General features: G+C 52.9%; 16 protein-coding genes and 1 pseudogene. 7 read left to right on the top strand and 10 right to left on the bottom strand.

Annotated features, from left to right (window positions below; translation table 11 throughout):
* Positions 1-35 precede the first annotated feature (35 nt).
* Complete coding sequence (locus AWR27_RS02665; protein WP_077129775.1) at positions 36-425, top strand: OsmC family protein; 390 nt, start codon at positions 36-38, stop codon at positions 423-425.
* Between the two features lie 17 nt (positions 426-442).
* Entirely contained in the window at positions 443-703 is a 261-nt protein-coding gene (locus AWR27_RS02660) for a (4Fe-4S)-binding protein (RefSeq protein ID WP_077129774.1), read from the top strand.
* Here the strand turns inward: AWR27_RS02660 and AWR27_RS02655 are convergent.
* From AWR27_RS02655 to AWR27_RS02625, 7 genes are all read right to left on the bottom strand, one after another.
* Positions 652-1,230, bottom strand: a complete 579-nt coding sequence (locus AWR27_RS02655) for a DinB family protein (protein WP_077129773.1) — start codon at positions 1,228-1,230, stop codon at positions 652-654. The genes AWR27_RS02660 and AWR27_RS02655 overlap by 52 nt on opposite strands.
* Before the next feature lie 72 nt (positions 1,231-1,302).
* Positions 1,303-1,881, bottom strand: a complete 579-nt coding sequence (locus tag AWR27_RS02650; protein WP_077129772.1) for a Crp/Fnr family transcriptional regulator — start codon at positions 1,879-1,881, stop codon at positions 1,303-1,305.
* A gap of 24 nt (positions 1,882-1,905) precedes the next feature.
* Positions 1,906-2,448 (bottom strand): dihydrofolate reductase family protein, encoded by a 543-nt coding sequence (locus tag AWR27_RS02645; RefSeq protein ID WP_077129771.1) that lies wholly within the window; start codon positions 2,446-2,448, stop codon positions 1,906-1,908.
* A gap of 81 nt (positions 2,449-2,529) precedes the next feature.
* Positions 2,530-3,582, bottom strand: a complete 1,053-nt coding sequence (locus tag AWR27_RS02640; RefSeq protein WP_077129770.1) for a sugar phosphate isomerase/epimerase family protein — start codon at positions 3,580-3,582, stop codon at positions 2,530-2,532.
* Positions 3,583-3,619: 37 nt separating this feature from the next.
* A complete protein-coding gene (locus AWR27_RS02635) occupies positions 3,620-3,991 on the bottom strand; it encodes a four helix bundle protein (RefSeq protein WP_077129769.1) in 372 nt (123 codons plus the stop codon).
* Between the two features lie 193 nt (positions 3,992-4,184).
* On the bottom strand, positions 4,185-5,333 hold the full coding sequence (locus AWR27_RS02630; RefSeq protein ID WP_077129768.1) for a Gfo/Idh/MocA family protein: 1,149 nt from the start codon (positions 5,331-5,333) through the stop codon (positions 4,185-4,187).
* 143 nt (positions 5,334-5,476) lie between these two features.
* Positions 5,477-6,610: a Gfo/Idh/MocA family protein gene (locus tag AWR27_RS02625; RefSeq protein WP_077129767.1), complete on the bottom strand. Its 1,134-nt coding sequence runs from the start codon at positions 6,608-6,610 to the stop codon at positions 5,477-5,479.
* Between the two features lie 220 nt (positions 6,611-6,830).
* Between AWR27_RS02625 and AWR27_RS02620 the strand changes: the two genes are divergently transcribed.
* Positions 6,831-8,081, top strand: a complete 1,251-nt coding sequence (locus AWR27_RS02620) for an MFS transporter (RefSeq protein ID WP_077129766.1) — start codon at positions 6,831-6,833, stop codon at positions 8,079-8,081.
* A 136-nt stretch (positions 8,082-8,217) separates the two neighbouring features.
* Positions 8,218-9,795, top strand: a complete 1,578-nt coding sequence (locus AWR27_RS02615) for a serine hydrolase (RefSeq protein ID WP_083732728.1) — start codon at positions 8,218-8,220, stop codon at positions 9,793-9,795.
* A 98-nt stretch (positions 9,796-9,893) separates the two neighbouring features.
* Here the strand turns inward: AWR27_RS02615 and AWR27_RS02610 are convergent, their stop codons facing one another.
* Positions 9,894-10,802: an LEA/WHy family protein gene (locus AWR27_RS02610; protein WP_077129765.1), complete on the bottom strand. Its 909-nt coding sequence runs from the start codon at positions 10,800-10,802 to the stop codon at positions 9,894-9,896.
* A gap of 185 nt (positions 10,803-10,987) precedes the next feature.
* Between AWR27_RS02610 and AWR27_RS02605 the strand changes: the two genes are divergently transcribed.
* The 3 genes and pseudogenes from AWR27_RS02605 (at position 10,988) to AWR27_RS02600 (ending at position 15,363) form a co-directional block, all read left to right on the top strand.
* Positions 10,988-11,773, top strand: a complete 786-nt coding sequence (locus tag AWR27_RS02605) for an META domain-containing protein (RefSeq protein WP_077129763.1) — start codon at positions 10,988-10,990, stop codon at positions 11,771-11,773.
* A gap of 153 nt (positions 11,774-11,926) precedes the next feature.
* Positions 11,927-12,651 (top strand): annotated as a pseudogene (locus AWR27_RS26085) (ThuA domain-containing protein); the annotation flags it as partial.
* A 45-nt stretch (positions 12,652-12,696) separates the two neighbouring features.
* Positions 12,697-15,363 carry a PQQ-dependent sugar dehydrogenase gene (locus AWR27_RS02600; protein ID WP_418346632.1) on the top strand — a complete coding sequence of 889 codons (2,667 nt, stop codon included), beginning with the start codon at positions 12,697-12,699 and terminating at the stop codon, positions 15,361-15,363.
* 109 nt (positions 15,364-15,472) lie between these two features.
* Here AWR27_RS02600 and AWR27_RS02595 read toward each other — a convergent pair whose 3' ends face one another.
* On the bottom strand, positions 15,473-16,456 hold the full coding sequence (locus AWR27_RS02595) for an alpha/beta fold hydrolase (protein ID WP_077129762.1): 984 nt from the start codon (positions 16,454-16,456) through the stop codon (positions 15,473-15,475).
* A 138-nt stretch (positions 16,457-16,594) separates the two neighbouring features.
* Positions 16,595-17,350, bottom strand: coding sequence for a GLPGLI family protein (locus tag AWR27_RS02590; RefSeq protein WP_077129760.1), 756 nt, complete (start codon positions 17,348-17,350; stop codon positions 16,595-16,597).
* Positions 17,351-17,419: the final 69 nt, after the last annotated feature.

Below are 17,419 nucleotides of genomic sequence, written 5' to 3'. Positions count from 1 at the left end.
AACTTGTATATTTAGCACACACTCATCACTCCCAAATGATTACCGCCCGCATCGAACGAACGCCTTACGAAACGCATTTGTCTACCTCGTCGCAAGTGATTGTAGTCGATGAGCCATTCGATGCGGGTGGGCAGGACCGGGGGATGACACCGGGCGATTTGCTGGCGGGCGCACTGGCGTCGTGCACGGTCATTACGCTGCGGATGTATGCCGACCGAAAAGGATGGCCGCTCGATTCGGTGGTGGCCCACGTTGATTTTAGCAGCGACCCCGACACAAAACGAACACGGTATACGATGAAGCTAATTCTGAACGGCGATCTGACGACCGACCAGCGCGCCCGCCTGCTCGACATGGCCGACCGCTGTCCCATTCACCGAACCTTAGCACAACCGGCTGATTTTGAGACAACTTTAGTGGACTAACTCTCCTATTTTGTTTTATGAACGACGCATCCGACATCACCAAAACCTACACGAACGGCGAAATAACGGTTGTCTGGAAACCTGCCGTTTGTATTCACTCGAAAATCTGCTGGACGCAGTTGATCGAGGTTTTCAACCCCCGTCAACGCCCCTGGATCGACATGGCCGGGGCCGAAACCACCCGCATCGCCGAGCAGGTTGATCGCTGCCCTTCCAAAGCCCTCAGCTACTTTCGGAACGACGAGGCTGTGCAACCCGAAAGTACGCGTCCGGCCTGAGCTATGTGCCGCTCGTTATGAACAATCACGAACTGCAATACATCGCCCAGACTCAGGCGAATCCACGGCATAACCGACGTTGGTATACGGCCTTGACTGAGATCAGCCAGAGCAGCTTTTTTTAGCAACACCAATAACGCTTCCTGTTGATCAATAAACTCAGCTACAACCTGTTGCGCTGATAAATACGCGGTGGGCTGATGACGCTGGGCAGCTTTAAATTTCCGCTTACTGAGGTTGGGATTCATGAGCCGGGTCAGGTAATTGCCCAGCCATGAACTTTTGAATACGGCTGCCCCCCGTTTACCTGACTGCCCGCCCAACCCACTCTTCAGATAAGGCAGGTAGTATTGCCCGTAGCTGTTCAGGTGTGCCAGACATTGCGCTACGCTCCAGCCGCCATCCGATGCTGGTTTGTTCAGTACGGCATCGTCCATGTTTTGAAAGTCTATGGCCTTCTGTATGTGCTGTTCCACACATTGTTCGAGGGAATCGAGCCATTCTTGTTGCGATATGGTAGTTCTCATCGGGTTTGCTGTTTTTTTACAGCGCAAAATTGCCGGTTCGATCTTTGGTAAATCTTGGTATTTACCACGATTTTATGCCCGGATCGAATTGATGAGCTTGCTGAAGTTGGTGGGGTCAACGCCGATGTAGTTGGCAATGTATTTGTGCGGCACGAGTTGTAGCAAATGCGGACTACGCCGGAGCAACGCCCTGAGCTTCTCGGCAGATGAATAGCATTGTAGCTCGACAAGGCGTTCAAGCACGCCCGACAACGCCTGTGTTGTCCCCAACCGAATCGCTGTTTCAATTGCTGGGTGGGCTTGCATTACCGCTTGCAAATCGTGAAACGACGCCCGCAAAAACGTTGAGGGCGTCAAGGTTTCGTAATAGTAGCGGGAAGGTTGCCGAAGAAGTAACGAATCGACCACCCCGCCAAACGAGGGCGCGTAGGTAAACAGCAGCGTTGCTTCCCGGCCTGCGTCATCGACATAATATACCCGCTGAACGCCCTCCGTTACGCAGTACAGGTAGTTTTCAGTTTGCCCGGCTGTTGTTATCGGTTGTTTTCGTTTGGCCGAAATGGGATGCCATATAGCCGAAAAAGCCGACCAATCGGCAACCGATAGCGGGTGAATGGCTCCAATCAATTGCGCTAACGGTTCTAACGACACGGCATTACGGGCATTGGCTGTTTACTATTCACAAGCGTACCGGCTTTGTACAGCCCCGTTGACAAACGCTTTTGTTTCAAGGTGCGAAAGCAGAACATCTTCTGCGAGTGCGCCAAACAGCGGTATGCCTTCGCCAATCAGCACAGGCATCCGGGTAATAATCAAGTCATCGATACACTTATCGCGCAGAAACCGCTGAATCGTCTGTCCGCCATCGATATAGACGTGTTGCCCACCCTGTTGGGCTATGTAGTCGAGTACTCCGGCGGGTGGCAACGACAGCACCATAACGTCGTTTCTCAGCTTATCGGGTACGGCGGGGGTGCCGCTGCTCAGCACAACCACCCGCTTGCCTGCATACGGCCATTCGTCAAAGCCCAGCACAGTTTCGTAGGTATTTCGGCCCATCACGAGCGTGTCGACCGAATCCATAAATAACTGATAGCCAAAATCTTCGCCGGGAATGGTATAGCGTTCATCCATCAGCCAATCGAGCGTACCGTCGGGCCGGGCAATGAATCCATCCAAACTGGTAGCGATGTAAACGCTTGTTTTCGGGCGAGGCATTATTTTCACTGGTTGTTAGTTTTGAACCGTATCAAAAACAGGATTTCGGTACGGTTCAAAACTAATTCTTTACAGTTAAGACTACAACCCCAGCACCTGCTTATTAAACGCTTCGTCGGCACCGGTTCCGGCGAAGTCGTCGAAGGCGCGTTCGGTTACGCGGATGATGTGGTCGGCAATGAACGGCGCACCTTCGGCGGCTCCCTGTTCGGGGTGTTTGATGGCGCACTCCCACTCCAGCACAGCCCAGCCGTCGTAATCGTACTGAGCCAGTTTGCTGAAAATACCGGGGAAATCCACCTGCCCGTCGCCCAGCGACCGGAACCGCCCGGCCCGCTCAACCCAGCCCTGAAAACCGCCGTATACGCCCTGCTTACCCGTCGGGTTAAACTCGGCGTCTTTTACGTGATAGGCGTAAATACGCTCGTGGTAGAAGTCAATAAATTGCAGGTAATCAAGCTGTTGCAACACGAAATGGCTTGGGTCGTAGTTGATACCGGCGCGGGGGTGATTGCCCACTTTCTCCAGAAACATCTCGAACGTGATACCGTCGTGAAGGTCTTCGCCGGGGTGGAGTTCATACCCCACGTTCACGCCTGCTTCATCGAATGCATCCAGAATAGGTTTCCAGCGCGTAGCCAGTTCGGTAAATCCTGTTTCGACCAACCCGGCGGGACGCTGCGGCCACGGGTACATAAACGGCCACAGCAATGCGCCCGAAAACGTGACGTGCGAGGTAAGGCCGAGGTTTTTCGATGCTTTGGCGGCTAACTTGAGTTGGTTCGTGGCCCACTCCTGCTGCCCTTTGGCGTCGTTGGCGAGTTCTGCCGGACCGAAACCTGCGAACATGGCCGCGTAGGCCGGATGCACCGCCACCAACTGCCCTTGCAGGTGGGTTGAGAGTTCGGTGATTTCTACGCCAATGTCGGCCAGTTTGCCTTTCAGATCGTCGCAGTAGGTCTGGCTGTCGGCGGCCTGTTGCAGGTCAATTACGCGCGGGTCCCAGGTCGGGAGTTGGATGCCCTTGTAGCCGAGATCGGCCATGTAGCGGGCGATGGAGTCGAGGGAATTGAACGGCTCGGCGTCTCCAAGAAATTGTGCCAGAAAAATACCTGGCCCTTTCATTGTTTTCATGTAAGTTGACTGGTTGAATGACGGAATGATTGACTGGTCAGCGTCGGGTTCTGGTGGTATTTTTTCGGGCCGATGCAAAGACTGATAAGAGTTCTGTTGCTTCCTGCTTCAGATTCGCTAATTTTTGTTCAGACATGATCTCTGCTTCAACCAATAACTCAAGCCAGAACAGCGATTCATCAGTTTCTTCAACGACAATACTCAATTTCGCAAAGTACTCGGCATTGCTTCGTGCCCGGCAAACAGCACGATAGTTTGCCGCTAAAGATGTAGCTGACCGCAAGTACTGCTTACCAACAATTCGTGCTTCGCCTGTTTTGGGCAGAGCACGATACAAACGAATGCTCCGAATGGCAAAATCTTTCGTCCGACGCTGCATTTGTTGCACAAACTCAATCTTATCGTTCATTTTATTTTATATTGAATGATGGAATGATTGAGCGATTAAATGGTCCTTGGAGGAAGATACATTTTGAATGATTGAGTGACTGAATGGTTGAATGATTGAATGATTGAGTGATTGAATGCAGAAGGCACACTACTCATGTTGTTGAGGCATCTGAAGTGGGCTTGGCACTCCATTCAATCACTCAACCATTCAATCATTCAACTTCCACCCACGCCTGCTTCCGGTTCGATTCAAGAATCTTTTCGCAAATCAATAACTCCCGATAGCCGTCGGCAAACGTCGGATACGTCGGATTTTCGGGTTGTTTGCCCGCTTCGATGGCAGCATACACTTCCTTAAACATCTGCTTCGAGGTGTCGGGGAAGCCTTCGTTATGCCCGCCGGGAAAGCTAATGACCGACCGTGCTTCGGCATGAACCAGCGAAGGGTCGTCGTTCATGGTTTGGTTGTAGCCGTCGCGGTTGCCAATCCAGAGTTGATTCGGCGATTCGGAGTCGAACGCAAACGTTTTCTTCGCTCCCGAAATCTCGATTTTCAACTGATTTTTGCGTCCCGCCGACACCTGCGACACCGTGATGACGCCCCGGTTGCCGTTGTCGAATTTCAGCAGCACGTTGGCATGGTCTTCGGTATTGATGGGTACGTCGGCGTAGTCTTCGGGCTGGAGCATTTTGCCCGAATAGGTCTCCACCGGTTTCAGCGGCTTTTTGCGGGTTTTGTGAATGGTATTGAAATCGGCCATCACGGCAACGGTTTTCACGCCCGTTACGTATTCGAGCAAATCCATCAGGTGCGAACCAATGTCGGCAATGGCCCGGCTATCGCCCGATTTGTCGGGTTCGAGCCGCCAGTTGTAATCGGTTTCATAGAACAGCCAATCCTGTAGATATGAGCCGATTACGCTATACAATTCACCCAATTCACCTTTCTCACGCATCACGCGCATCTGCCGCACCAGCGGATAGTAGCGCAGGTTGAAATGTACGGCATTCACCAGTCCCGTTTCTTTCGCGAGTTGCACTAATTCTTCGGCTTCGTGCAAATCTTTCGCCAGTGGCTTCTCACAGACAACATGCTTACCCGCCAGCAGCGCGGCTTTCGATTGACTGTAGTGCAGGAAGTTGGGCGTACAGATATGCACGGCCTGAATATCGTCCATGCTGAGTAGTTCCTCGAACGTACAGGCGCGTTCGATGCCGAGTTGATCGGCTTTCTGACGGGCCAATTCGGGCGTTACTTCGCAGAGAGCCAGCACGTTGGTGTTGGGTAGGCGACGGAGGGCTTCGATGTGGGCCGGGCCAATAAAGCCAGTACCGACAACACCGATGTTGATTTTTGACATTGGTTTGGGGTTGAAAGTTATGACACGTTAGGGTTGTGACACAGAGATACACAGAGGGAACACGGAGATACACAGAGATATTTTCTAAAATAATCCTCCGTGTATCTCTGTGTCCCTTTGTGCATCTCTGTGTCACAAAAAACTCATTGAACAAACTTCGTCCACTTCTCGGCAGACTTATTCGATGCAATCACAGTGTCGATGAAGGCCAGGCCGCGCACACCATCCTCAACGGTTGGGAAGTCGTAAATTGGGTCGGCGGGTTTGCCAGCCATGTGAGCGCGAACGGCGTAGGCGAAGTTGCGATAAATGTTTGCGAAGGCTTCAAAAAAACCTTCGGGGTGGCCCGCCGGGAGCCGGATGTGCGCTTTCGCTGCCGCCGACATTGCACCGACGTTGGGCCGGATAAGCCGCTGCCCCTCCTGCGATTTGTATTTAAGCGTATTCGGCTCCATCTGATGCCACTCCAGGCCGCCCAGTTCGCCATACACAAAAATTTTCAGGCTATTTTCTTCGCCATTGCTGATTTGGCTGGCGTGCAACACACCCTTCGCGCCGTTCTCGAAGCGCAACAGCACATTACCGTCGTCGTCAAGGGCGCGGCCCGGTACGAAGGTGCTGAGGTCGGCGCATAGTTCGCTGATTTTCAACCCTGTAACATACTCGGCGAGGTTCTCGGCGTGGGTGCCAATATCGCCCATGCAGCCTGCCGCACCGGAGCGGGCCGGGTCGGTACGCCAGATGGCCTGCTTGTAGTCTTTGTTTTCTTCATCGAGCGAAAGCCAGCCCTGCGGATACTCGACCACAATTTTACGAATCTTGCCCAATTTGCCGTTGCGAATCATGTCGCGGGCTTCTTTCACCATCGGGTAGCCCGTGTAGTTATGCGTCAGGCCAAATACTAATCCCGACTTCTCAACAATGTCGGCGAGGTCTTTGGCTTCCTGAAGGTTGAGCGTCATAGGCTTGTCGCAGATGACGTGGAAGCCATTTTCGAGAGCCATCTTCGCTGCCGGAAAGTGCATGTGATTCGGCGTCACAATGCTCACAAAGTCGATACGGTCGCCGTCGGGTCGTTCTTTTTCGGCCAGAATCATCTGCTCGAAGGAATCGTACACGCGGTCATCGGCGAGGTAGAGTGCCTTTCCGGTCGCTTTTGATTTGTCGGGCGATTGGCTGAAGCAGCCTGCTACCAATTCTATTTCGTGGTCGAAGACGGCGGCCCGGCGGTGAACGGCCCCAATAAAGGCGTCGAGGCTACCCCCAACCTGCCCCATGCGAAGTTTGCGATGCATAACGTACTGTTTAAGAGAGAAAAGAGTCGATTTCGGCTCGTTTACCCATTTTCAGGGTCTAAATAATTTGCGGGCGGAAATTAGCGGATTTACTTTTTTTTCGGAAATTTTGCACAAATACGTCCCATTTTGGGGAGTTTACACCGCCAACTGTCTTTTCGTGTTTGATTAGTCAATAACCACTAAATCCCTTCTTTCGACAATGAATCAATCTGTTAACGCGACACGGCTCTTCAACGCGAGTTGTTTTGCCCTTATCACAACGGCCTTTTCGTTTAGCATCCGGGCCGGTATTCTGGCTCAGTTAGGAACGGAGCTTAATTTGTCAGCCGAACAATTGGGATTCATTAATTCCATGTGGTTCCTGGGCTTTCCCATCTCGATGATTATCGGCGGGCTGGTCTACAACTCGGTTGGTCCCAAGCTCATCATGCAGGTGGCGTTTTTGTGTCATACGCTCGGTATTCTGCTCACCATCTACGCCGGCAGTTACACTACGCTGTTGATCTCAACACTGCTCATCGGTATTGGCAACGGCTGTACCGAAGCGGCCTGTAATCCCATGATTGCCGACACGTACACTGGTAATCAGATGAATAAAATGCTGAATCGTTTCCACATGTGGTTTCCGGGCGGCATTGTAATTGGTAGCCTGATCTCGAAGTTCATGACCGATGCGGGCTTACCGTGGCAGGCACAAATCTGGGTTATCATGATTCCGACGCTGATTTATGCGTTCCTGTTCTTCGGTCAGACCTTTCCTGTGTCGAAAGTGGTGGGTGCCACGTCGTTGGGTAATAACTTCAAGGCTATGCTCACGCCCCTCTATCTGTTTATGTTCTGCTGTATGGCTCTGACCGCTATTTCGGAGTTTGGTCCACAGCAGTGGGTAGGGCTGATTATGAGCAAGAGCGGAGCTACGCCTATGTACATTCTGGCCCTGACTACCGGATTGATGGCAATTGGCCGGTACTTCGGTGGTCCCATTATTCACCGGCTCGACCAAACGGGTGTACTGTTGGGCGGTGCTATTTTTGCTGCTATCGGCATCTACCTGTTCAGTACGCAAACTGGTCCGATGGCCTATGTAGCGGCTGTGTTCTTCGCCATCGGCGTGTGCTACTTCTGGCCCACGATGGTCGGCTTCATAGCCGAGCGCGTGCCTGAAAGTGGTGCCCTCGGCATGTCAATTATCGGGGGGGTGGGTATGTTCTCAACGTCGATTTTCAACCCTATTATTGGCCGTTGGATTGATAGCGAACGGGCCGAAAAAGCAACCGCCGGTCTGACGGGCGATGCGCTTGAACTGGCTGCCGGGCAGGCTACACTGGCAAAAATGACTACCTTTCCCCTCATCCTGATCGTAGCGTTCACCATCCTCTGGTTCTGGATGCGCAACCGCAAGCCCGGCCACGTCGACGAAAAATTGGTAGCCGAACAGCCGCAGTTATAAAAGCAGCAGCCGATTCCCAACTGTTGCCAACGAAACGCCCCGCCATCGTACAGAAGGCGGGGCGTTTCATTCATACAACGCTACTCATTATTTTCAGACCATGAAACTTTCATATTTTTTCAAAACACCCTGTGCTATGAAAAAGCCCCTCCCTCAATGGGGAGGGGTTGGGGTGGGGTATTTTCAGATTCACCTACTACTCCTACTCCTGTCGGTTCTCGCTGGTTCATCGGCGGCTTTCGCCCAACGGCAACCCGCCTTCGTCACCGATAGCTTAGACGCCTACATCCGGCGCGGCATGGCCGACTGGCAGATTCCGGGCCTCGCCATTGCCGTCGTGAAAGATGGTAAGGTCATTGTCTCAAAAGGCTACGGCGTTCGGGATGTTTCTAAGCCAGAACCGGTCGATGAGAACACGCTGTTCCTGATTGCGTCGAATACAAAGCTGTTTACAGGCACGGCCTTAGCCAAACTTGACGATGAGAAAAAACTCTCGCTCAACGACCGCGTCACAAACTACCTGCCCGATTATAAGCTCTATGACCCGGCAGCCACGCAACTCGTTACCATCCGCGATTTGCTCTGCCACCGGCTCGGCACCAAGACCTTCCAGGGAGATTTTACATTCTGGGATACTAATCTGCCCCGCGCCGAAGTAGTCCGGCGAATGCGGTTGCTGAAACCAGAGGGTCAGTTCCGGCAGGATTACGGCTACTGCAACTCGGCCTTTGTGACGGCGGGCGAAATCATCCCGAAAGTAACGGGGCAGTCGTGGGAGCAGTATGTAGAAACCAACATTGTGAAGCCGCTGGGCATGACCAACACGTTTATGCTCACCACCGGAGCCGAGAACCGCCCCAACATGGCCCGGCCCTACACAACTAATTTTACGCTCGATGGCAAACCCATTCGCCTGCCCTACGACTCGGTCGACAATCTGGCTCCGGCAGGTAGCATGGTTTCGTGTGTGAAAGACGTGAGCAAGTGGCTGTTGATGCAGTTAGACAGTGGCCGGTTTGAGGGCAAACGCGTGCTGCCGTGGTCGGTACTGCAAAAAACGCGTGACGCCAATATTGTAACCGGAAGTCGCAAATCGCCGGTATTTCCCGTGCATTTCCGGGCCTACGGATTAGGCGTGTTCATGGCCGACTATGCTGGTCGGCAGGTGTACTGGCACACGGGTGGAGCCTTCGGTTTCGTAACCAACACCTGTTTCGTACCCGAAGAGAAACTGGCGATTACGATTCTGACCAATCAGGATAACCAACAATTTTTCGAGGCTCTGCGCTACCAGCTTTTAGACGCCTATCTGGGCGTGTCTTACACTGACCGCAGCCGCTTTTTCCTGAATCTCACCCGCCCCGAAGACCAGAAACAACAGCAGGAATTGGCAAAAATGGCCGGTCGCGTGGCAAAAAAAGCCAGGCCCGCACTGCCGCTGTCGGCCTACGCCGGTACGTATCACAACGAACTGTACGGCACCATCACGATTGCACCGACCGCTACCGGCCTGAAAATCAGTTTTGAACACCACCCAACCGTTACCGCCCAACTCGACTGCATGGATAGCGACACCTTCCGGCTTACCTACTCACACCCGGCGTTCGGCATTTTCCCGACAAAATTCTCCGTAGAAAATGGTCGCGTAACGGGCGTTGACATTAAAGCCAGCGATTTTGTGGAGTACGATCCGTATGTGTTCGTGAAACTGTGACCCCACCCCAACCCCTCCCCTTAAAACAAGGGGAGGGACTTACAAGACCGGGATGGCTTAGCCCCTCCCCTGATTTAAGGGGAGGGGTTGGGATGGGGTTAATCCTTCTTAAAATCGGCCAGCGTGCCGCGAATAGTGGTGTTGAACCGGCTGTTTTTGAAGGCTAAATTCCCGTCTTTGTCTAAAATTTTACAGCGAAACGTCACCAGAAACGGCGTATCTTTTTTGTCGAACAGCATTTTGGGTAGAACGCTCAGGTTCGCGCCGGGCCGCACCGTAACCGGAAAAACAACGGGCGTAGTAGCCTGCTTTTTTATTAGAATCGGCTCCGGCTGGCTTCCTTCGGCAATTTCCTTACCATCAATCGAGACGGTGTAGTGCGCATCGGTGATGTTGTAAGGGTATCTGTTTTTGTTCTCAACGCTTACCTTAGCTGCCACGTCGGTACGTTTCAGCCCAAGTTTGCCAAAATCGAGGTCTTCAATTTTTATTTTAGGCAGGTAGTAGGTCGGCAACCGTTTCTCAAACGTTTGGGTAAACGTCCGTTCGCCCAGAATGGGTACGTCGAGGTCGAACGCGGCCCGAACGCCGTAGGTGGTGCTGTCGATGTCTTTTTTGTCGAGTGTGTTCAGTACCGCCATCAGCTTCTGGTTTCGTAGTTTCATTGGCAACACCAGCAGCGTACTGTCGCCCGATTCGACTTCGATGGGTTTACCGTAGGTTTCTTCGATAACGGGCGTTTTGGCGATAAATACGGTGTAACGCAGGTTATTGGCTTTAAACCCAACCGGCAACGGGTTATCGATGAGCATTTTCACATTCATGGTAATCACATCGTCGTCCATGTCTGTAATCTCCAGCGTAGTCATTTCCAGCCGGGGTTTCAGCGTGTCATCATACGCCCCGCCTTCAGCCTGTGCATTGTTTTTCAGCCGATTATACCACACGTAGGCACCAATGCCGCCAATTAACAGCAATCCCAAAACAATAAGCCATCCTTTTTTCATAACGTTGCATGTAACGCGGCTGGAAAGCCGCTTTGAAGACCTGTGACCTCGACAACCTACCGCTTTAACAACCGGCGGCTTTCCAGCCGCGTTACAGGTGTTAGCCATTAACAGTTGTGGTATTGAAGTGTTTACAGTTAAACGTTGTCGGCTTCGAAACATCTCACTAAAAAATAAACTGATCCATGAGAATCTTTCTGATTTACGCATTGCTTGTGAGTTCGTTTTCCTGCCACCGACCCTCTCGTCAAATCGCTGCGATGATGACACCCACCCGCACCGAAACGCCTGAGGTAGCTGATTACACCCGTCACATTCGGGCTGGTAATAGCCTGATTGCCAACGGAACCGAGCCATTCTGGTCGCTGACAATCAATATTTCTAAAAACCGAATGACGTTTACGACTGTCGACGGCGACAGCATCGTGACGAAGGTACCCGAACGCCTTGACGACGTGCGCGGAGCTTTCCGCTACGACGCTACTGCCGAATCGAACCGGCTGATGGCCCGCTTCCGGCCCGATAGCTGCGTCAACGCCATGTCGGGGCAACGCTTCGACTACGCCGTCGAGGTAACGGCTAATGGCAAAACCTATACCGGCTGTGGCGCATCGCTCGGGCAACTGATGTCGCTGAACGACATTTGGGTGCTGAAAACGCTACATGGTCAGCCTGTTACAGTCAGCCCCCCGCAGAAGGAGTTGCCGTATATCGAGATTAATCTGTCGGAGGGTCGAATTGGTGGACTGGCGGGCTGCAACCGCATCATGGGCAGCGTTCGGGCCGACACGCGTCAGGTCGATTTTGGGCGGCTGGCAACGACAATGATGGCCTGTCCCGGCGAAACGGCCCAACTCGAAAACAGCTTTCTGAAAGCGTTGGAAGGGCCACTCAGTTATCAGATTGCGGATATGACGCTGACACTAATGCGCGATGGCAAGCCCGTGGCTACGTTCAAAAAAGTGGATTAATTTGTTAATATTCCGGTATAAATCAGCGCGAACGCCCTTCTTTAGGCGTTCGCTTTTTTGGTAACTTTGATTCCTCGTAAAAGCCAAAACCGTCGTTGAATAAAGCAAACGACTTACTCTGTTCTGTTAATAATCACCCAACCTATTAACTCTATGAAAAACCAATGGCTCCCCTCCTGCACCTGGCTGCTGGCGGGTGTGCTGGTGGCTTCCGGTCTGCTGACAACTGCCGACGCGCAAACCACTGCTAAACGCAATACCACCCAGAAAACCGCTGCGGCTGAAACGCCCGTCGCGCTGAATCGGGTGCTGGTATTTTCTAAAACAAAAGGGTTTCGGCACAAATCCATTCCTGCCGGTCAACGTGCTATCATGAAACTCGGTCAGGAGAACGGTTTTGCCGTTGACACCACCGAAGATGCCAATCAGTTTACGGAAGCCAATCTGAAACGCTACGGGGCCGTTATCTGGCTCAGCACTACCGGCGACGTGCTGAACGACGCGCAACAGGCGGCTTTTGAACGCTACATTCAGGCGGGGGCGGCTATGTTGGCATACACGCGGCTACCGACACCGAATACGGCTGGCCCTGGTACAACAAGTTGTCGGGCGGGCAGTTTGCCAGTCACCCCGGCAATCCTAACGTGCAGGAAGGCGAAGCGTATGTGGTCAATAAAAACCATCCGTCGATGTTTGGCTTTCCCGACCGCTGGAAAATCAAAGACGAGTTCTACGACTTCAAGAATTTTAACAAAGACGTCAACGTATTAGTCAAGATTGATGAAAAGACGTATAAAGACGGGAAAATGGGCGACGACCACCCCATGTCGTGGTATCACGATTATGACGGTGGCAAGGCGTTTTACACCAACTTCGGCCATCCCGACGAAACGTTCACCAATCCGGTTTTCCTGAAGCACCTGATGGGTGGTCTCAAATCAGTAATGGCAACGAGCCTAAAGTTTGGTCAGGCCAAAACGCAGCCGTATCCCGAAGAAAACCGGTTTACGAAAGAGGTGTTTGTTGCTGGGTTGGAAGAACCGACCGAATTAGCTGTTTTAGACAATGGCAAGGTGTTGTTTGCCGAACGCAAGGGCAAGCTGAAACTCTGGAACCCGAAAACAAAAGCCGTAAAGGTGGTAGCTCAGTTTCCGGTTTACACCAAACACGAATACGGCCTGATGGGGCTGAACGTTGACCCCAATTTCAAGCAGAACAAATACGTTTACGCTTACTATTCGCCCGTTTCGCGGCCCGAAGCTCCCGGCGATACGGCGCAGCATCTGTCGCGGTTCGTCTATGACGATGTGAAGGACACGCTGCTGCTTAGTACCGAAAAGGTGCTGCTAACGGTGCCAGTAAAACGTACCGACTGCTGCCACACGGGCGGCTCTATTGCCTGGGACCGCAAGGGCAACCTCTATCTCTCGACCGGCGACGATACTAACCCGTTTGCCTCAAAAGGTTTCAGCCCGTCTGACGACCGACCGGGCCGCGAAGGCTGGAACGCATTAGTCACCTCCAGCAATACCAACGACCTGCGCGGCAAAATCCTCCGTATCAAACCTGAAGCCGACGGAACCTATTCTATTCCCGATGGCAACCTGTTTCCGAAAGGCACGGCAAAGGCCCGGCCTGAAATCTACGTGATGGGCAACCGAAACCCCTACCGCATTTCGGTCGATCAGCGCACGGGTTTCCTCTACTGGGGCGAAGTTGGCCCCGACGCGGGTGAGAACGACGAGAAGTACGGCCCGCGTGGTCACGACGAAATCAATCAGGCCCGGCAGGCGGGCTACTACGGATGGCCGCTGTTTGTGGCCGACAACCGCCCCTACCGCCGGTTCAATTTTGCCGACAGCACCTCCGGTCCGCTCAACGACCCGGCCCGGCCCATCAATTATTCGGATCGCATCGACGGGCTGCGCGAGTTGCCCCCGGCGCAGAAAGCGTTTATCTACTACCCCTACGCCGAGTCGCCTGAGTTCGGTGAGATTGTGGGCAAAGGCGGACGCAATGGCATGGGTGGCCCCGTTTACTACTACGACGACTACCCGGAAACAGACGTGAAATTCCCGCGCCACTACGACGGTAAATTCTTTGCTTACGACTGGATGCGCGACTGGATTAACCCCGTTACAATGAAGGAGAACGGCGATTTTGTGAAGATGGAGCGGTTTATGCCCAGCACGAAATTCTCGCATACCATTGATATGCAGTTTGCCAACGACGGGTCGTTGTATATGCTCGAATACGGCCAACGCTGGTTTGCCGCCAACGACGACGCCCGCCTGAGCCGCATTACCTACAACGCCGGAAACCGCAGGCCCGTTGCCATCGCAAGCGCAAACAAAACCGTTGGATCGGCCCCGCTCACCGTGAAATTCGACGCCAAAAAGTCGATGGACTACGACGGAGACGCGCTTAAATACGAATGGTCGTTCGGAAATGGAATGCCCAAACAAACGTCGGCTACCCCAACCGTTACGTTCAGCAAGCCGGGCGTGTATCCGACTACCCTACGCGTGACCGATGCCGCTGGCAACGTGGCAACCCAAACGATGGAGATTAAGGTAGGTAACGAAGAACCGAAAGTTGAGGTAGCCGTAGCAGGCAACCGGTCGTTCTATTTTCCCGAAAAGCCAGTGAAATACAGCGTAAAGGTGGTTGATAAAGAAGACGGTACGCTGCAAAAAGGTATCAGCCCCGACGATGTGACGATGACCATCGACTATCTCGAAGGCTTCGATAAAACGATGCTGGCACAGGGTCATCAGGCCAACCTGAGTTTCTCGACCGGCAAACGGCTTATCGAACTCAGCGACTGTAAAGCCTGCCATGCTGTCGACAAAAAATCCATTGGTCCGTCGTACATCGACGTAGCGAAAAAATACAAAGGTGCGTTTCAGGCCGAAGGTAAGTTAGCCAACAAAATCATCAAAGGCGGGGGCGGTGTCTGGGGCGAACAGGCCATGAGCGCACACCCGCAACTGAAAGATTCGGAAGCCACCGAAATGGTCCGCTATATCCTGTCGCTGGCCGATGATAAAGCCGCCAAACGCCAGCCTATTGCGGGTGATTACATGCCCAAGGAGCAGAAAAAAGACGGCTCATATATTCTTTCGGCCAGTTATACCGACCGGGGCAATGGCATGGTTGGCCCGCTGACGGGTTCAACGTCGGTAGCCCTGCGGTCGCCATCGATCAAAGCCGTATCAGCCGATAAGAAACAGGACATCTTCGAGTACGACATTCCCAAGATGGGCACGATGGCAATCGGCACCAAATCGGGTAGTTACGTTGCTTTTGATGCGCTCGATTTAACTGACATCCAGACCGTTTCGGCAATGGTTTTCGCCAGCGACGAACGCGTTGCGGGGGGTAAACTCGAAGCCCGCATCGACTCGCCGACTGGTATGCTTATCGGTGAAGCCGACGTAAAACAGGGCACAATGGGGCCGGTCAAGATTCCAATCAAGACGCCGGTCAACGGAATGCACAAACTGTATTTCGTGTTCGTGAACCCAAACGCGGGCCAGAAGCCGCTGTTTGCAGTAGATAAGTTGCAGTTCTCAACATCAGGGATGTAATAAAAGGGGAACGCGGATTAAACGGATGATGCGGATCAAAACGGATTTTTCTTTCAGTGGTAAAGAAATCTGTGTTGATCCGCATCATCCGTTTAATCCGCGTTCCCCTTCATTTTGATTCCAGAAATTTCCGCACCTCCGTTCGTAGCTTTTCTTCTTCGCAAGAGGTGGCTAAATGGCCGCAGTCGCCGGTCAGTTCGATGAGCGGGAGGTTCAGGGCGCGGGCGAGTTCGGTAGCGGTGCCGGGCGTAACCATGTGATCCTGCGTGGCTACCACAACGAGCAGTTTGGCTTTGATGACGTTCTTCAATTCCGCTGCCGACCGGCCCCGATAAATATCGTGCCCAATCATAGCCCGCAGTTGCGACGCCCAGTTGTACGGGTTCTGTCCGCCGTAACCGGCTTCTTTCTTCCGCATGAAATCGGGCTGATCTTCGGGTTTGAGTGTTTTCAGGTAATGGGCGGGCGTGGTCAGGTTCAGTTCGTGGAGGTCGCCCACGGTACGCATGGCATCGGGCGAGAAATTACCACGCTCCAGCACGGCCAACTGCGTTCCCCAGAACTGCCGGTCGTAGCTGCTTTGTTTGGGTGTTCCAACAATCGGTATAATCTTATCGACAAAATCAGGATACGATACGGCCCACTCGAACGACTGCATCCCACCCATCGAAATGCCCATCACGGCATGTAAACGCTTCAGGTTCAGTACGTTCGTTACTAATTGATACTCAGCCCGCACCATGTCGCGGATGCTGATGGTTGGAAACTGCGCGCCCGGCTGCGCCGTACTGTTGGAGGGTGACGACGACACGCCATTCCCCAGTGCATCGACTACGATGGTGAAGTAACGGGTGCTGTCGGCGATGCTGCCCGGATTTGCCACAAACGCTTTTCCCTGCGAGGTTCCCGTAAACCACGTTGGCACCAGCACAGCGTTGGAACGGCTGCTGTTCAGCGTACCGAACGTGCGGTAGCCGAGCCGGCAGTTCTGGATAGTCTGCCCGTTTTCGAGCGTGAAATTGCCAAGCTCGGCAAAACGTTGCTGGGCGAAAAGGGTTTGGGTAAACAAGAAGAGGAAGCAGAAAAGGCGCATAATGGTGAATAATACGAAATCGATTTTGCTCTGACATATTCACCCCACCCCAACCCCTCCCCGTTAGGGAGGGGCTAAAGGAGCCGGATGGCAAAGCCCCTCCCTAACGGGGGAGGGGTTGGGGTGGGGTGTAAAATTTCAATACCGCAGCGACCAGTACGGATTTCGCTGGTCGGCCATTTGGTCGGCAATGTGCTTTTTAATGAGGTCGTTGTAGGCCGCATCGGTAATTTTTTTGCCTTTCAGTTTAGGCAGTTTCAGGTCGTCGGGAGTGAGTTTGCGGAGTTCTACTTTCGTGGCTTCAATAATTACGTCGCCGTCGTTGATGTTGAGTTCGAGAATCACGCCGGGCAAACCGAAATAGCGTTCGGGGCCAGCCGACACGGGTAAATCCTGTGCAAACCAGGCCGTAATTTTCTGCTTTTTTATGGGGTCTTCGGTGTCGGCCCGCATACAAACGTAGCCCGCCACGTCTTTAATTTGGTTCCCGATTTTCCAGGTCGGCACGTGCAGCGAATCCTCTACGACGTAGGTTTTACCAAGCATTTCGATTACGTCGATTTTTTTATCCTTCTCGAAGTTGCGGTAAAGTTTCAGGTCTGGGTTGCGCCACGAGTACTGCCCGTCGTCGGTTTCGCTCTGTTCGCTGGTGTAGCCATAGAGGCTTTCGCTGGCATTGAACGCGAGTTTCATCTTCTCGGCGTTGTTTTCTTCTTCGTAGTTTTTCCACGTCTGTGCGGCCCGGTCTTTCTGTTCCTGACTCAGGTACGTCATGCGGCTCGTGATACGCGTCCAGTACGTTTTGCGCTTGTAATTTACTATGCCCTCCGTGTTCTGGGCGAAAGCCGAAGCCGATAACAAGCTGATTATGAGAATAATGAAATAGCGTTTCATGGTTTTTATTATCAGGTTTAATTTGGTTTGGACATGGCTGGCGCAGGCGGAGACGCAAAGGGTTGCGTC

The organism is Spirosoma montaniterrae, from assembly GCF_001988955.1.
In the GTDB taxonomy this organism is placed as follows: Bacteria; Bacteroidota; Bacteroidia; order Cytophagales; family Spirosomataceae; genus Spirosoma; species Spirosoma montaniterrae.
Note: the sequence above shows the minus strand (reverse complement) of the source record. Positions and strands in the feature narration are given on the sequence as shown.

Coding starts and splice junctions, on each gene's coding strand:
- AWR27_RS02665 (WP_077129775.1), top strand. CDS start 36: ATGATTACCGCCCGCATCGAACGAACGCCTTACGAAACGCATTTGTCT.
- AWR27_RS02660 (WP_077129774.1), top strand. CDS start 443: ATGAACGACGCATCCGACATCACCAAAACCTACACGAACGGCGAAATA.
- AWR27_RS02655 (WP_077129773.1), bottom strand. CDS start 1,230: ATGAGAACTACCATATCGCAACAAGAATGGCTCGATTCCCTCGAACAA.
- AWR27_RS02645 (WP_077129771.1), bottom strand. CDS start 2,448: ATGCCTCGCCCGAAAACAAGCGTTTACATCGCTACCAGTTTGGATGGA.
- AWR27_RS02640 (WP_077129770.1), bottom strand. CDS start 3,582: ATGAAAACAATGAAAGGGCCAGGTATTTTTCTGGCACAATTTCTTGGA.
- AWR27_RS02635 (WP_077129769.1), bottom strand. CDS start 3,991: ATGAACGATAAGATTGAGTTTGTGCAACAAATGCAGCGTCGGACGAAA.
- AWR27_RS02630 (WP_077129768.1), bottom strand. CDS start 5,333: ATGTCAAAAATCAACATCGGTGTTGTCGGTACTGGCTTTATTGGCCCG.
- AWR27_RS02625 (WP_077129767.1), bottom strand. CDS start 6,610: ATGGGGCAGGTTGGGGGTAGCCTCGACGCCTTTATTGGGGCCGTTCAC.
- AWR27_RS02620 (WP_077129766.1), top strand. CDS start 6,831: ATGAATCAATCTGTTAACGCGACACGGCTCTTCAACGCGAGTTGTTTT.
- AWR27_RS02615 (WP_083732728.1), top strand. CDS start 8,218: ATGAAAAAGCCCCTCCCTCAATGGGGAGGGGTTGGGGTGGGGTATTTT.
- AWR27_RS02610 (WP_077129765.1), bottom strand. CDS start 10,802: ATGAAAAAAGGATGGCTTATTGTTTTGGGATTGCTGTTAATTGGCGGC.
- AWR27_RS02605 (WP_077129763.1), top strand. CDS start 10,988: ATGAGAATCTTTCTGATTTACGCATTGCTTGTGAGTTCGTTTTCCTGC.
- AWR27_RS02600 (WP_418346632.1), top strand. CDS start 12,697: ATGGGTGGTCTCAAATCAGTAATGGCAACGAGCCTAAAGTTTGGTCAG.
- AWR27_RS02595 (WP_077129762.1), bottom strand. CDS start 16,456: ATGCGCCTTTTCTGCTTCCTCTTCTTGTTTACCCAAACCCTTTTCGCC.
- AWR27_RS02590 (WP_077129760.1), bottom strand. CDS start 17,350: ATGAAACGCTATTTCATTATTCTCATAATCAGCTTGTTATCGGCTTCG.